Raw genomic sequence first — 14,281 nt, 5'->3', positions numbered from 1 at the left:
GAAGTGAGTGCTTTTTTACTTATTGATTTTAGAAAAAAATAGAATTGGTCTTCGAAGTCACTTTCCTGTTCTTCAAGTCCTTAACTAAAGAACAAGGCAATGAATCGATTCCCATACAAACAAGAGGCTGGGACAAAATTCTTGTCACAGCCCCCTTTTTCCGAATAAATGGTGCCGATATGTGTTAAGTACCTAAATGGGTACCAGCTTTCATTTTAAAGTCAGCATGTTTCTATCACTAATTATTTAAATCTAGTGAAAAACCCTTATCTTACAGGCGTTCGTTCAATTCTTTGGTAAGGTCTTCAAAGCCTGGTTTGCCTAGAAGTGCGAACATGTTTTTCTTGTAAGCTTCTACACCTGGTTGGTCGAATGGGTTGATGCCATTCAAGTAACCTGAAATACCTACAGCAATTTCAAAGAAGTACATTGTGTAACCCAATGTGTAAGCATCCATTTCTGGAATTTTGACTAGCAAGTTAGGTACGTCACCGTCTGTATGAGCAAGCAATGTTCCTTCAAATGCTTTTGTATTTACGAAGTCCACTTCTTTTCCTTGCAAGTAGCCTAGACCGTCTAAGTCTTCTGCTTGTTCAGGAATCGTGATTGATTTACGAGGTTTTTCAACTTTCACAACTGTTTCAAAAATGTTGCGGCGTCCTTCTTGGATGAATTGTCCTAAAGAGTGCAAATCAGTTGAGAAGTTTGCGCTTGAAGGATAGATGCCTTTTTGGTCTTTTCCTTCAGATTCGCCATACAATTGCTTCCACCATTCTGAGAAGTATTGCATTCCTGGTTCATAATTGATCAATAACTCAGTTACTTTGCCTTTACGGTAAAGAATGTTGCGCATTGCTGCGTATTGGTAAGCTTCGTTTTCTTCTAGTTTGTCGCTTGAATAAGCTTTGCTTGCATCAGCAGCTCCTTGCATCAATGCGTCGATATCTGCTCCACTAACAGCGATTGGTAACAAACCAACAGCAGTCAATACAGAGAAACGTCCGCCGATATCATCAGGAATCACGAAAGTTTCCCAACCTTCTGCATCTGCTTCTACTTTAACTGCACCTTTTGCTTTATCTGTTGTAGCGTAGATACGTTTGTTTGCTTCTTCTTGTCCGTATTTCTTAACAAGAAGCTCTTTGAATACACGGAAAGCAATCGCTGGTTCAGTAGTTGTTCCAGATTTTGAAATAACGTTTACTGAAAAGTCGCGATCACCGATTACTTCGATCAAATCAGCGATATATGTTGAGCTGATTGAATTTCCGGCAAAGAAGATTTGTGGTGCTTTGCGTGTGTCGCTATCTAATAGATTGAAGAATGTGTGATTCAAGAAGTCGATTGCTGCACGAGCGCCTAAATAAGAACCACCGATACCGATAACAACTAATACTTCAGAATCAGATTGGATTTTTTTAGCTGCTTCTTTGATACGTGCAAATTCTTCTTTGTCATAGTTCGTTGGTAAATCGATCCAACCGCGGAAGTCGCTTCCTGCGCCAGTTCCTTCCCGTAATTCGTTGTGGGCTGCTGTTACTTGGCTTTGCATGTACCCTAACTCATGTTCATTGACAAACGGTGCTACTTTTGAATAGTCAAAATGAATGTGTGCCATTTGTTCTCCTCCTTATAGGTTTACTCTACAGGTAATACTTTACGTTTTTTTTATTATTTTTCAAGCAAATAAACAAAATGCTGACAATATTTCCAAGAAAGTTTCATTTTTTAAACTAAACCTTCTGCTGCCATTGCTTTGGCAACTTTTTCAAATCCAGCAACATTTGCTCCAAGAAGCAGATTTTTTTCGTCACCATACTCAGCAGCTGTTTGGCGACACGTATGGTAAATCTTTTCCATGATTTGATCCAGTTGCTCATCCACTTGTTCTCTTTCCCAAGTCAATCGTTGGGCGTTCTGACTCATTTCTAAAGCAGATACTGCCACTCCTCCAGCATTAGCAGCTTTTCCTGGACAATACCACACATCTGCTTCATGAAGAACAGAAACAGCTTTTACTGTACATGGCATATTAGCGCCCTCTGCTACGATTTTGATCCCATTTTCTACTAAGATTTCAGCCAAGCTTTCGTCTATTTCGTTTTGAGTGGCACATGGCAAAGCGATATCCGCCTTTTCTTTCAATGTCCAAACAGATTCTCCAGCATGATAAACAGCAGAAGGACGTTGGTTCGCGTATTCTGTTAAACGTTGGCGCTTGATTTCTTTGATTTCTTTCAATAGTGACACGTCTATTCCTTCTGGATCATAGATGTACCCGCTAGAATCTGAACATGTAACCACTTTTCCACCAAGTTCTTGCACTTTTTCGATTGCATAAATGGCTACATTCCCGCTTCCGGAAACAAAAACTGTTTTTTGATCAAATGAATCTTTTTCTTCGTTCAATAGATGTTTGACATAATAGACCAATCCATATCCAGTCGCTTCTGTACGTATCTTACTTCCCCAAAAATCCAGAGGTTTACCTGTCAACACACCAATATCATATTTTTTCAATCGTTTATATTCGCCAAACAAATAACCGATCTCTCTAGCTCCTACACCGATATCTCCTGCAGGAACATCAATTGATGGCCCAATATGTTTTGACAATTCCAACATGAAACTTTGACAAAAACGCATGATTTCATTATCAGATTTCCCTTTAGGATCGAAATCACTCCCACCTTTTCCTCCGCCGATTGGCAGACCAGTTAAACTATTCTTGAAAATCTGTTCAAAAGCCAAAAATTTCAAGATACTTAGGTTGACACTGGGATGAAAGCGTAATCCACCTTTATAAGGGCCGATAGCTGAATTGTATTGGATACGGTAGCCTCTATTTACTCGCCAGTTTCCTTTATCATCTTGCCAAGGTACTCGAAATTGAATAATTCTTTCTGGTTCTGTTAAAAGTTCTAAAATATTCTTTTCGATATATTCGGGATGAGTGTCCAAAAAAGACATCACTGTGGGCATGAATTCATCGATTGCTTGCAAAAATTCTTCTTGTCCTTGATCCTTTTGATGTAGCTTTTCTTGAATTGCTTGAACATATTCTGTTGCGTTTGTCATCGTTCCACGCTCCTTTGCTTATCTTCCCTCATTTTAGCTCATTTTCTCTTTTGGCTCAAAACATTTTTTTCTGTTTTCTTTCTTCAAATATGCTACACTTTCCTTGAGGTGAGGGAATGGAAAAACTGTATGATGTGATCGTAGTCGGCGCTGGAACAAGCGGGATGATGGCAGCGATCAGTGCAGCTGAACAAGGCGCACGCGTACTTTTGATCGAAAAAAACAAAAAAGCAGGAAAAAAACTACTGATGACAGGTGGTGGTCGGTGCAACGTCACGAATAATCGTCCTGTTGATGATTTAATCGCACATATTCCTGGAAATGGAAATTTTTTATATAGTACATTTGCGCAATGGAATAATTTCGATATCATGAACTTCTTTGAATCACAAGGCGTACATTTAAAAGAAGAGGATCATGGACGGATGTTTCCTGTGACAAATAAATCAAAAACGATTATCGAAGCATTACTTAATCGTCTGAAAGAACTAGATGTGACGATCCTATTCTCTACTCGAGTAGAGAAATTGATCCACAAAGAACATAAAATTTACGGTATACGCACGGAATTCGAAGAGTTCCATGCTCCTGCCGTTATCTTAACAACTGGTGGGCGGACTTATCCCTCTACTGGTTCTACTGGAGATGGGTACAAGATCGTGAAGCGAGTGGGTCACACGGTGACGCCTCTGTATGCGACAGAGTCCCCCTTGATATCGGATGAACCGTATATTCAGGAGAAAACACTTCAAGGGCTTTCTTTACAGGACATCACTTTACGTGTTCTAAATAAAAAAGGCCGTGTATTGACTGAACATACGATGGATTTACTTTTCACCCATTTCGGTATTTCTGGTCCGGCTGCACTGCGTTGTTCAAGTTTCGTCAATAAAGAATTAGAGAAAACGGGAGAACCAGTGACACTTTCTCTGGATTGTTTTCCTACACAAACCAAACAAGAGCTTATTCATTTATTGACAGAAAAAAGTAAAGCCACCAAAAAGAACTTAGTAAATGTTTGGCATGGTCTATTACCTGAGCGATTGTTGGTTTTCTTTCTTGAGCGGCTTGAAATGGATAGCCTAACAGGACAACAAGCCTCTCAAAAACAAATTCAAGATTTCGTTCAATTATGCAAAGAGTTTAAGCTACCAATCAACAAGACTTTTCCTATTGAGAAATCATTTGTAACTGGCGGAGGGGTTTCTCTAAAGGAAATTCATCCTAAAACGTTGGAGAGTAAAATCATTGATGGTCTGTATTTTGCCGGAGAATTACTGGATGTCAATGGTTATACTGGCGGCTTTAATATCACAGCGGCTTTCGCTACAGGACATGTAGCAGGAAGGAATGCTGGGCAAAGAGCATAATGTATAAAAAAGAAAGAAGGAGACTGGGCAAACAACATCCCGGCCTCCTTCTTTCTTTTATACGTATGATTTATTGTTTTATATCTGCAAATTGTCCGCTCGTTAATGCACAGATATCTTGAGGAGCTAATTCCATCTGTAGCCCTCTTCTGCCAGCTGATACAATGATTTGATCATAGTTTTCTGCGATTTGATCTAAATAAGTAGGAAACAGTTTTTTCATTCCTATAGGCGAGCAGCCACCACGTATGTATCCGGTCGTTGCTTCCAAATCTTTCAAATGAAGCATTTCTACTTTTTTATTCCCTGAAACTTTTGCTAATTTTTTTAGATTCAATTCGGCTTCTCCTGGTATCACAGCAACAAGAGGCCCCGTCACATTGCCCACAGCAACCAGTGTTTTAAATATACGAGATTGGCTCTCTGGGAGCTGTTCTGCGACAGAGGACGCACTTAGGTGGTTTTCGTCCCATTCATATTCGTGTTCTGTATAGGGAATCTTTTTTTGTTCGACCATACGGATCGCATTCGTTTTTACTATTTTTTTCTTTGCCAAAAAATATCACCTCAAACTTGTTCTACAACGGTTCATTTAATAATTGGATAATTTGCTTCAATGCTTTAACCGGTAATTGTCCTGGAGCAGAAGCATTGCTTAAGGAACCAAACGTCATGACGGATCCTGTCGTTCCGCCAGCCAGACGAGAAATTTTTCCCAGATCGCCCATAGACATCGTAATGATAGGCATGGAGACAAAAGCATTTGCCCGTCTAGTCAACTCCATCAACCGCAAAACATCTCGTTCATTATTGGGAGTCACTGCCAACTTTCCGATATCAGCGCCAAAATGTTCCATGACATTCAGTCGGTAAAGCAAGACAGGGTCAGCTGGTGTTTCTTTAAAATCATGACTACTGATAATTAAAGGAATGTTTAAAGACTTGATTTCCTCTATCAGTCCTTTTCCTAGACTTTCTACTTTGAACAACTCGATATCGACCATATCTACTAATCCTGTGTGTATCACATGTTCATAGAGGTCGCGATACTGACGGATCGAAATGTCTTGTTCTCCGCCTTCAGCTAAGGTACGAAACGTAAATAATAACGGCAGTCCATCAAGCATCTCATGGATAAGAACCAATGTTTCTGCAACTTCATCAAAAGAAAAAACCTTACGATAATGATCGACTCGCCATTCTACTAAGTCGGCCCCTGCTTCACGTGCAAGAACTGCTTCACGTAATACTTCCTCTCGGACGGCTCCGATAAGAGGCGCACAAATCTTTGGTCTACCGCTTCCTATATTCAATCCCTTTATCCGAACCACTCTGCATCGCTCCTTCTAATGGTTATTTTTAATTTGATAAACAAACACTTTCAGATAATTACCTTCTAAAAAGGTATCCGTCGTCTGGAAATCTTTTGGCAAACGATATAAAGCAAGTTGTTCAAAAGAAACATTCTTGGCATGGAATTCCTCTTCGATCATTGTTTGGAATTGTTCGATCGAGACATTTGCAGCATTTGTAGACGCAATAAGTATCCCATTTTCTGCTAAAATATCCAGACTATCCTTGACCAGTTCCCCATAATCTTTTGCTACGCGAAAGACTTTTTTCTTGTTTCTGGCAAAACTTGGTGGATCCAACACAATCATGTCATATAAAAATTGTTTTCTTTTTGCGTATTTGAAATACTCGAATACGTCCATAACAATGATTTTTTGCTGATCGACATCCAGGCCATTCACTTCAAACTGTTCTTGTGTTTTTTTCAAACTGCGTTTTGCTAGATCGACACTTGTCGTTTCGATTGCCCCTCCCATTGCGGCAGCAACAGAAAAGGCGCCGGTATAACTAAACATGTTCAAAACTGTTTTCCCAGAAGCGAAACCTTCTGCCAATGATCCCCGTACTTCTTTTTGGTCTAGAAAGATACCAGTCATTAATCCTTCATTTAAATAAACGGCAAATTTTATTCCGTTTTCTTTTACGATCAAGGGCTCCGGTGCCTCTTTTCCGTAAATGAACTGGCTCTCAGGCAGATTCACTGATTCAAAACGAATTTTCTCATATCCACCGATGATTTCCGGATAGATTTCACGAAAAGCTTGAATCAATAATTCACGATGTGTATATAACGTCTCGTTATACCAAGAAAAAACAGCATAACCTGCATAATAATCAATAATCAGACCGCCGATTCCGTCTCCTTCTCCATTGAATATACGAAAAGCGGTAGTAGAATCATCTGAAAAAAAGAAAGTTCTTTTTTCTTTTGACTTCACAAAAAGTTCTTCAAAAAATGATTGATCAAATGGGATATCCTGCTGGCTCAGTACCCAACCGATCCCTTTATTCTGCTTTCCTAAATATCCTTTTGCGATAAATTGATTTTGCGGATCAACTAATTCCACCCATTGCGTGGTTTCTTTTTGAGGATGTGCAAGGTCTTCTTTTTGGATCAATGGATAGCCTTTTTTCAATCGACTGCTTGCTCTTTTTTTTACTTGTACTTTCATTCCTTCACCTGCTTTAGCTTTCTCTTCTCAAGTATAACAAAAAACATAGGTCTTGTCTTACTGCTTCTTTTTCATCAAGCTTAAAGAAAACCTTAATGAAACAGCACAAAGTTCTGGTTTCAATTGACACTATATTGTCATACTAGTAAAATAAATGAGAATAAGTGAGCTGTGTAACATGGTTTCATGGCACTTCTGTGATTAAGAAGTGCAGAAAGGAAGATTATCTTGAAATATATAAAAACACCTGCCTTTTTGAATAAGAGGCTCGGATTTTTTTCTTTACTAGTCGTTTTACTTTGGTTGAAAACGATTTTTGCCTATTTGGTTGATTTCCATCTCGGAATTGAAAGTGGCATTCAATACTTTATCTTATTTATCAATCCTATTGCAACTACACTGTTATTACTTGGAATTGCTCTTTATATCAGACGCCCTAGAGTTGCTTATATCACGATAATGGTCATTTATTTTCTTTTGACGTTGCTTGTTTTTTCGAATGTCACTTATTATCGAGAATTCACGGACTTCATTACGATCAACACGATTTTAGGTGCTGGGAAAGTAGCAAGTGGTCTGGGAGAAAGTGCCATTCGACTGTTTCGCCCATATGACGTGATCTATTGGATCGATTTCATTATCTTGACTGTCCTACTGATCGCCAAAAAAATCAAGTTGGACCCTCGTCCGATTCGAGCAAGAATGGCTTTTGCAATCTCTACATTAGCCGTTATGATTTTCTCAGGAAATCTTTTTATGGCGGAAGCTGATCGTCCAGAATTATTGACTCGTACATTCTCTCGGGATTATTTGGTCAAATATCTTGGCTTGAATGCTTTCATGGTTTACGACGGCGTTCAAACTTACCAGACAAACCAAGTGCGGGCAGAAGCAAGCCCCAATGATATGAAAGAAGTAGAAAATTATGTAAAAGAACATTACGCAGCACCAAATGATGATTTGTTTGGACTTGCTAAAGGAAAAAATGTGATTTATATCCATTTAGAAAGCTTCCAACAATTCTTGATCGATTATAAATTGACAGATGAGAATGGTGTCCAACATGAAGTTACACCTTTCATCAATAGTCTTTATCACAGCAATAGCACGTTCAGTTTTGACAACTTTTTCCATCAAGTAAAAGCAGGAAAAACAAGTGATGCGGAAACGCTGATGGAAAATTCATTGTTTGGCTTGAATCAAGGCTCCTTGTTCACACAATTAGGCGGAAAAAATACTTTCCAAGCTGCACCTGATATTTTAAGTCAAACAGAAGGCTACACAAGTGCAGTGTTCCATGGGAACGCCGGCACATTCTGGAATCGAAACGAGACCTATAAGAATTTAGGATATGATTATTTCTTCGATTCTTCTTATTATGACGTTAATGATGACAATTCGTTCCAATACGGTTTGCATGATAAACCATTTTTCCAACAATCTGTACAATACTTGGAACGTCTGCAACAACCATTTTATTCAAAATTCATTGCTGTATCTAACCATTATCCTTATTCGAAATTCACCAATGACGAAGCTGGATTCCCGTTAGCCAATACAAACGATGAAACGATTAACGGTTACTTCGCGACAGCTAATTATTTAGACACTGCCGTACAAGAATTCTTCAACTATTTGAAAGAAAGCGGCTTGTATGATAATTCAGTTATCGTTCTTTACGGTGACCATTATGGTGTCTCGAATTCTAGAAATAAAAATCTAGCTGAACTAGTTGGAAAAACGAGTTCTACTTGGACTAATTATGACAATGCACAAATGCAGCGTGTCCCTTATATGATTCATATTCCTGGACAAACACAAGGCGGGATCAATCACACTTATGGCGGCCAAGTTGATGCTTTGCCTACGCTGCTCCATTTACTAGGTGTAGATACAAAAAATTATATTCAGTTAGGACAAGATCTATTCTCGAAAGATCATGAACAGCTTGTTTCTTTCCGTGATGGCGATTTTGTTACTCCAAAATATACTTACTACGGTGGTACCATCTACAGTAACGAAACTGGTGAGGCCATTACTGAACCTACTGAGGAAGTACAAAATGAAATTGATTCACTCAAAGAAAAAGTTGATAAACAGTTAGCTGTTTCTGATCAAATCAATAACGGTGATCTTCTTCGGTTCTATACGAATAGTGGATTAGACCCAATTGATACCAGTGATTATGACTACAAGAATGGCTTAGAGAAATTAAAAGAAACTGAAAAATCTCTAGGTGACAAATCAACTAGTGTCTTTAGTCAACACAACGGACAATCAACTGTTGATCTTTATAAAACTCAAACGTATCAAGAACTTCACGGAACGACCACAAGTTCTTCCGAATGACAAAACAAATCTGAAAGGAGCTGTGACAAATATCTTGTCGCAGCTCTTTTTTCAAAACCTCTTGCTTTTTGCAAGAGGTTTCCTGGTTTTGGTTTTAATTCGTGATTTTACTAAAGGAATTTCATACTTTATTCATATTCATTTTTTATACTTTTTATAGAGGTGAAAAGTATGAAAATGATCCGCTATGCTACTGCTCGATTAATTTATTACAAAAAGCAGACAATACTCTATTGTTTATTTTCAAGCTTTTCTGCTTTTTTATTGATAGCATGCCTGACTCTTTACCATTTGCAATCGGCTTTAGCGAATCAAGTCCAAGATCGGCTTTCATTTATCGGTGCTTCTGCATCTACGGCTCTTCTTCCGGCTTTAGAATTAGCTAGCCGATTTTATCTAAAAGGCATATTCAGTTTATTTTTTCTGTTTGCCTTCTTTTTTATCTTTTTCTTTTACTATTCACTCAGGCAAAACCAGCAAGAATTGATGAATTGGCGCCTGACTGGTCTTTCTAAAGCCAAACTGTTCCTTTTTATTTTTTGGCAGCTGTTCTTTCCTCTCTTTCTTTGTTGTATCTTGGTTTTATTGTGGATCGTCAGCTTCCAGTCGGTTTATGAAACACTGCTTCAAAGGATCAATTTTCTTGTCTTAAAGACTGCTGAGCTGCCAGATATCCGTGATATCTTGACTTCAGTAAGCGGACTTACGATTCCGATGGATCAGCAGACTTTCTTTACTATTGATTCTCAAAATGATCTGTTTTTCACAGATATTCTTAGAGGCTTTGCCCAAACACTTGTTGGACTTAGCGGGTGCTGTCTGATTCTCAGCCTATTCCCATTCACTTTTTTTATCCATCACTTGCAAAGCAGGAGGCCTAAACGTAATGAAACCTGAATATTTGATTAACGCTGACCATTTGACCGTTATCTTGTGTCCCCTCGAAAAACAGGATAAGATATTAGAGCACTTAAAAAAAGAAGTTCTAGTTGCTAATCTGGAAAATTTCGCCATCGTTCAAAAAGATTGGCCAATGTTTCCTTACCTAAAGCTCAAAGACCATGTACTGTTAGATTTACCAGAAAAGGGAATCAAACAAGATCGTTTAGCCTATCAAGAAAAACTTGATATCTCTTCTTCATTACTTAATTGTGCGGCGACTGAGCTTACGCCTTTTGAGAAAGTAAAGCTTCAATTGCTTCATGCGTTGCTTTCCAAACGAAACAATATTGTTATTGAAGACACCTTTGATGAACTTAGTATATTGGAGATCCAAGAACTGCTCCACTTGCTTTCTTATTTAGCTCATGAAGAAAATCAAGGTATTTTACTCTTTACGCATGACGCTACTATTGCTCAAAGTCCTTACATTGATCGTTTAGAGCCTGCGGGTTAAATCAGTCATTTTATTATAAGAAAACAAGCAATATAGAAGATCGATTCATGATCTTTTATATCACTTGTTTTTTTTACTCTTCTTTGATTTCTACGTCAGGCAAACGAACAGTGAATTTCGTTCCTTTTCCCAGTTCGCTTTCTACTTCTAATTTTCCTTTATGCAGGCGAACAAGCTGTTGCACGATTGGTAAACCTAATCCTGATTCACCATATTTTGTATTTTTTCTTGAAGGATCTACTTTATAATAGCGATCCCAGATACTTTTCATTTGTTGTTCAGACATTCCAATTCCCGTATCTTCGATCGTGATGATCGTTTCAAGATAACCTTTTTCCAGGGTGACCATGATTTGGCCGTTTTCGGTAAATTGTATCGCGTTTTGAATAATATTGACCATGATTTGGACAAAACGGTCATAATCAGCGTAAACATCGATATCATCATCAGCTTTCAGTATCAACGTATCCCCTGCTGCCTCTGCTTTAGCTTCTAACTGGGCAACAATATTCCTCAATGTTTCTGTACCATTGAATTTTTTTATGACCATACTGATTTGATTCGTACGGATTTTTTCATAATCCAAATTTTCATTCACTAAACGGATCAGACGCTCTGTTTCATTCTTCATCAATTTAATCGCATTTTCTCGCTGATTCTCAGGGATTGCATTGTATTCCAACCCTTCCAGAAGACCGTTGATTGTCGTAAGAGGTGTTCTCATCTCATGGGAAGCATCTGCCATGAATTGTCTTCGACGATTTTCTTGTTCTTCGATTTCTGCTTGAGATTCTTTCAGTGAATTCGTCATTTTATTGAAATCATCTGCTAACTCATCAAATTCATCTTTATCATGTACGGGAAGCTGTACATCAAAATTGCCATTCGTCACTTCTTTCGTCGCATTCCTTAAACGATTGATCCGCTTGACTTGGAATGCTGCAAAAGCATAACTGGCAATGACCGCCACAATACTGGAAAAAATGAAACCTTTGAACAGGTTCAGTGTAATTGGACGAACACTGTTATCGATATTTCGCGCAGGTTGACTGACTACAAGTGCTCCATAGAATTCATGATTCAAATTGAATGGTACAAGTGCGTAAGAGGTCGCCTGCGCTTGCCCTAAAATGTTTTTATTCGATGTGAATTTCTCTTGACGCCCACTCCTCAGATTTTTCCATTGATCCGTTGTTAAGGTAAAGTTCAGCAATGCTGTATTGGTCGGATAAATGACACGTTCATTTTTGTCGATGAATATAAAATTCACATTTTGTTCTGTCAGTACTTGCTCCGTCAGCAGCAATGCATTTTGAAATGCCTGATCTTGACTAAACTGCGGAAGTGTATCGGCATAGGTTTGCGTTGTCTTTTCAACTGATTCAGCGTATCCAAACAGTTGCTGATAATTGTTTTCTTCAATCGTCTGTTTTGTCAGTTGCGTAAAAGAAACTCCGACGATCAATAAGATCAACGCGACCATTCCGCAAAAAGCTAAGAGTTGCTGATACAAATAACGCATTAGGCAACACCAGAATCATCAAATTTGTAGCCGACTCCCCAAACAGTTTGGATAACTTGTGGTCCGACCTTTTCAATTTTTTGACGCAATTTCTTGATATGGGCATCTACTGTCCGTTCATCACCAAAATACTGGTAATCCCAGACTAGTTCAAGCAACTGTTCCCGAGAAAATACTTGTCGTGGTTTTTTTGCTAAAGTAAACAATAGATCGAATTCTTTAGGCGTCAAGCCTTCGATGGGCCGATTGTCCAGATATGCTTCTCGTGTTTTCGTATTCATCTTGAAATGACTGGTCTCAATATCAAAATGGTCATCTGAAACCGCTGCTTCTTCTCTTGCTTCTGCCAACTCGCTACGGCGATGTAAAGCTTTCATTCGAGCAATAAGCGTCAGCGGACTGAAAGGTTTTGTCACATAATCATCTGCCCCCATCTCCAAGCCGATCACCTGATCACTTTCAGAATCTCTAGCTGTCAGCATGATAATCGGCACTGTGCTTGAAACTTTGCGGATTTCTCTTCCTACTAGCATGCCGTCCATTGTAGGCAAATTCAAGTCCAATGTAATCATGTCCCAGTGTTGGGGGTTTTCTAAAAAGGCGTCAAGCCCTTCTTTTCCATCATACTTGAAGGTTGCTTCCCAACCTTCATTTAAGAAAAACATCTGCATCATTTCAGAAACAGATTGATTATCTTCAATCATTAAAATATTCATTATCGTTCCCTCCAGTTTCCAGGTCATATCTCTGTAATTTTTTTTCTGTCATAATAAAAATGGGCATAATTGGAAATACCAATAATAGCATTTCGATCAAAAAATAATTCGTATGTCCAGATATCTTTAAATAATAACCAATCAATGTCATCAGTAAGCCCATAAGGAAAAACCAGTTCCCGCTTGTCTTTTGTGCTAGTCGCCAATGAGCGTCTGTTTTTGCGGCAAGAGGCGAATGGTACCCATAAAAAGGCAGGTTTCCTTTTGAGGGCAGAATCCGAAAAAGACTGCCAATTATTAAGAATAAGATACCAATACTGAAAAAAATCATTTTTTCCCTCCTAAATTCTCTTCTTATAGTATACTCTATATTGTTGACTGAACCAATATGTTCAGGAATTCTTCACGAAAGGTTTGTCTTTTGTTCATTCTTTGTTAAGATAAACTTATTCCAATAAAAAAGGAGTTTTATTTGTGTCAAATTATCGTGCAATCACTTTCTTTGATCTTGATGGAACATTACTAGATGCGAAGTCAAAAATCACACCCGAAGTGGCAAAAGCTATGAACGCATTAAAAGAAAACAACGTTCTTCCCGTCATCGCCACAGGACGTACAGAAGCAGAAATCCACTCGATTATGGAAGACGCGGGCATTACTTCTGCGGTCACCATGAACGGTTCTTTCATTCGAGTAAACGGTGAAGAAATCTACTCTCAAACATTTTCTTCAGAAGAATGTCAAAAAATGTATGATCATGTACAGTTGAATGGGCACGAACTTTCTTACTATAACGACCAGAAAATCTGGTGTACCGGTCATAGCCAAACAATGATCGATGCTTATGACTTTATCCATTCAGATGTGCCGGAAATAGATCCTCTAGGCTTTAAAGACAATACAGTAAATATGTTACTTATCTTATCTCAATCGGGTGACGAATACTATCATGAACATTTTCCTGAGCTAACTTTTTATCGGAATGGTCCTTACTCGATTGATACAGTGAAGAAAGGAATCTCAAAAGGCGCAGGTGTCAAACGACTGAAAAAAGAACTTCAATTAGAAGAAGTTCCTACTTTTGGATTTGGTGATGGTCCGAATGATTTTGCCTTGTTGGAAGCTTGCGACAACAAAATCGCTATGGGCAATGCCTATGATGGATTAAAAGAGCTTTCTACTTTCATCACAAAGAAAAATACAGAAGGCGGGATTGTCCACGGATTGAAGCATTTTGATCTGATTTAAGGATATTTTTTCGAAACTGGACCCTTTCTAAAAAAATCACTTATTTTTTCTTAAGAAAGGGCCAGTTTTATATAAAT

General features: G+C 38.4%; 13 protein-coding genes. 5 read left to right on the top strand and 8 right to left on the bottom strand.

Going from position 1 to position 14,281, the window contains the following annotated elements; translation table 11 throughout:
• Positions 1 to 271: 271 nt before the first annotated feature.
• Positions 272 to 1,618 carry a glucose-6-phosphate isomerase gene (locus FTX43_RS09280; RefSeq protein ID WP_147607020.1) on the bottom strand — a complete coding sequence of 449 codons (1,347 nt, stop codon included), beginning with the start codon at positions 1,616 to 1,618 and terminating at the stop codon, positions 272 to 274.
• Between the two features lie 110 nt (positions 1,619 to 1,728).
• Entirely contained in the window at positions 1,729 to 3,078 is a 1,350-nt protein-coding gene (gdhA, locus tag FTX43_RS09275; protein ID WP_070676324.1) for an NADP-specific glutamate dehydrogenase, read from the bottom strand.
• Between the two features lie 116 nt (positions 3,079 to 3,194).
• Between gdhA and FTX43_RS09270 the strand changes: the two genes are divergently transcribed.
• Positions 3,195 to 4,448: an NAD(P)/FAD-dependent oxidoreductase gene (locus FTX43_RS09270; RefSeq protein ID WP_147607019.1), complete on the top strand. Its 1,254-nt coding sequence runs from the start codon at positions 3,195 to 3,197 to the stop codon at positions 4,446 to 4,448.
• A 70-nt stretch (positions 4,449 to 4,518) separates the two neighbouring features.
• Here the strand turns inward: FTX43_RS09270 and ybaK are convergent, their stop codons facing one another.
• The 3 genes from ybaK to FTX43_RS09255 are packed head-to-tail and all read right to left on the bottom strand — an operon-like array spanning position 4,519 to position 6,973.
• On the bottom strand, positions 4,519 to 5,004 hold the full coding sequence (gene ybaK / locus FTX43_RS09265) for a Cys-tRNA(Pro) deacylase (protein ID WP_002290411.1): 486 nt from the start codon (positions 5,002 to 5,004) through the stop codon (positions 4,519 to 4,521).
• 22 nt (positions 5,005 to 5,026) lie between these two features.
• Positions 5,027 to 5,779, bottom strand: a complete 753-nt coding sequence (aroD, locus tag FTX43_RS09260) for a type I 3-dehydroquinate dehydratase (protein ID WP_002308824.1) — start codon at positions 5,777 to 5,779, stop codon at positions 5,027 to 5,029.
• A gap of 15 nt (positions 5,780 to 5,794) precedes the next feature.
• Positions 5,795 to 6,973 (bottom strand): class I SAM-dependent rRNA methyltransferase, encoded by a 1,179-nt coding sequence (locus FTX43_RS09255; RefSeq protein WP_002308823.1) that lies wholly within the window; start codon positions 6,971 to 6,973, stop codon positions 5,795 to 5,797.
• Between the two features lie 228 nt (positions 6,974 to 7,201).
• On the opposite strand from FTX43_RS09255, the gene FTX43_RS09250 reads away from it, so the two are divergent.
• From FTX43_RS09250 to FTX43_RS09240, 3 genes are all read left to right on the top strand, one after another.
• The gene (locus FTX43_RS09250; RefSeq protein ID WP_147607018.1) at positions 7,202 to 9,322 is read left to right on the top strand and encodes an LTA synthase family protein; all 2,121 of its coding nucleotides are present in this window, start codon (positions 7,202 to 7,204) and stop codon (positions 9,320 to 9,322) included.
• Positions 9,323 to 9,493: 171 nt separating this feature from the next.
• A complete protein-coding gene (locus FTX43_RS09245; RefSeq protein WP_147607017.1) occupies positions 9,494 to 10,219 on the top strand; it encodes an FtsX-like permease family protein in 726 nt (241 codons plus the stop codon).
• Entirely contained in the window at positions 10,209 to 10,718 is a 510-nt protein-coding gene (locus FTX43_RS09240; protein ID WP_002308814.1) for a hypothetical protein, read from the top strand. The genes FTX43_RS09245 and FTX43_RS09240 overlap by 11 nt, the downstream gene beginning before the upstream one ends.
• 73 nt (positions 10,719 to 10,791) lie before the next feature.
• Here the strand turns inward: FTX43_RS09240 and FTX43_RS09235 are convergent, their stop codons facing one another.
• Genes FTX43_RS09235 through FTX43_RS09225 form a run of 3 tightly spaced genes read right to left on the bottom strand, consistent with a single transcriptional unit; the run spans position 10,792 to position 13,287 of the window.
• Positions 10,792 to 12,240, bottom strand: coding sequence for a HAMP domain-containing sensor histidine kinase (locus FTX43_RS09235; protein ID WP_002313582.1), 1,449 nt, complete (start codon positions 12,238 to 12,240; stop codon positions 10,792 to 10,794).
• Positions 12,240 to 12,956 carry a response regulator transcription factor gene (locus tag FTX43_RS09230; RefSeq protein ID WP_002290404.1) on the bottom strand — a complete coding sequence of 239 codons (717 nt, stop codon included), beginning with the start codon at positions 12,954 to 12,956 and terminating at the stop codon, positions 12,240 to 12,242. Before FTX43_RS09230 ends, FTX43_RS09235 begins: the two co-directional genes overlap by 1 nt.
• A complete protein-coding gene (locus FTX43_RS09225; protein ID WP_002308810.1) occupies positions 12,937 to 13,287 on the bottom strand; it encodes an SdpI family protein in 351 nt (116 codons plus the stop codon). Before FTX43_RS09225 ends, FTX43_RS09230 begins: the two co-directional genes overlap by 20 nt.
• 143 nt (positions 13,288 to 13,430) lie before the next feature.
• Between FTX43_RS09225 and FTX43_RS09220 the strand changes: the two genes are divergently transcribed.
• On the top strand, positions 13,431 to 14,204 hold the full coding sequence (locus FTX43_RS09220) for a Cof-type HAD-IIB family hydrolase (RefSeq protein WP_070872409.1): 774 nt from the start codon (positions 13,431 to 13,433) through the stop codon (positions 14,202 to 14,204).
• Positions 14,205 to 14,281 lie beyond the last annotated feature (77 nt).

The sequence above is a fragment of the Enterococcus sp. DA9 genome (assembly GCF_008000875.1).
GTDB lineage: Bacteria > Bacillota > Bacilli > Lactobacillales > Enterococcaceae > Enterococcus_B > Enterococcus_B lactis.
This window is presented reverse-complemented; position numbering and strand designations above follow the sequence as displayed.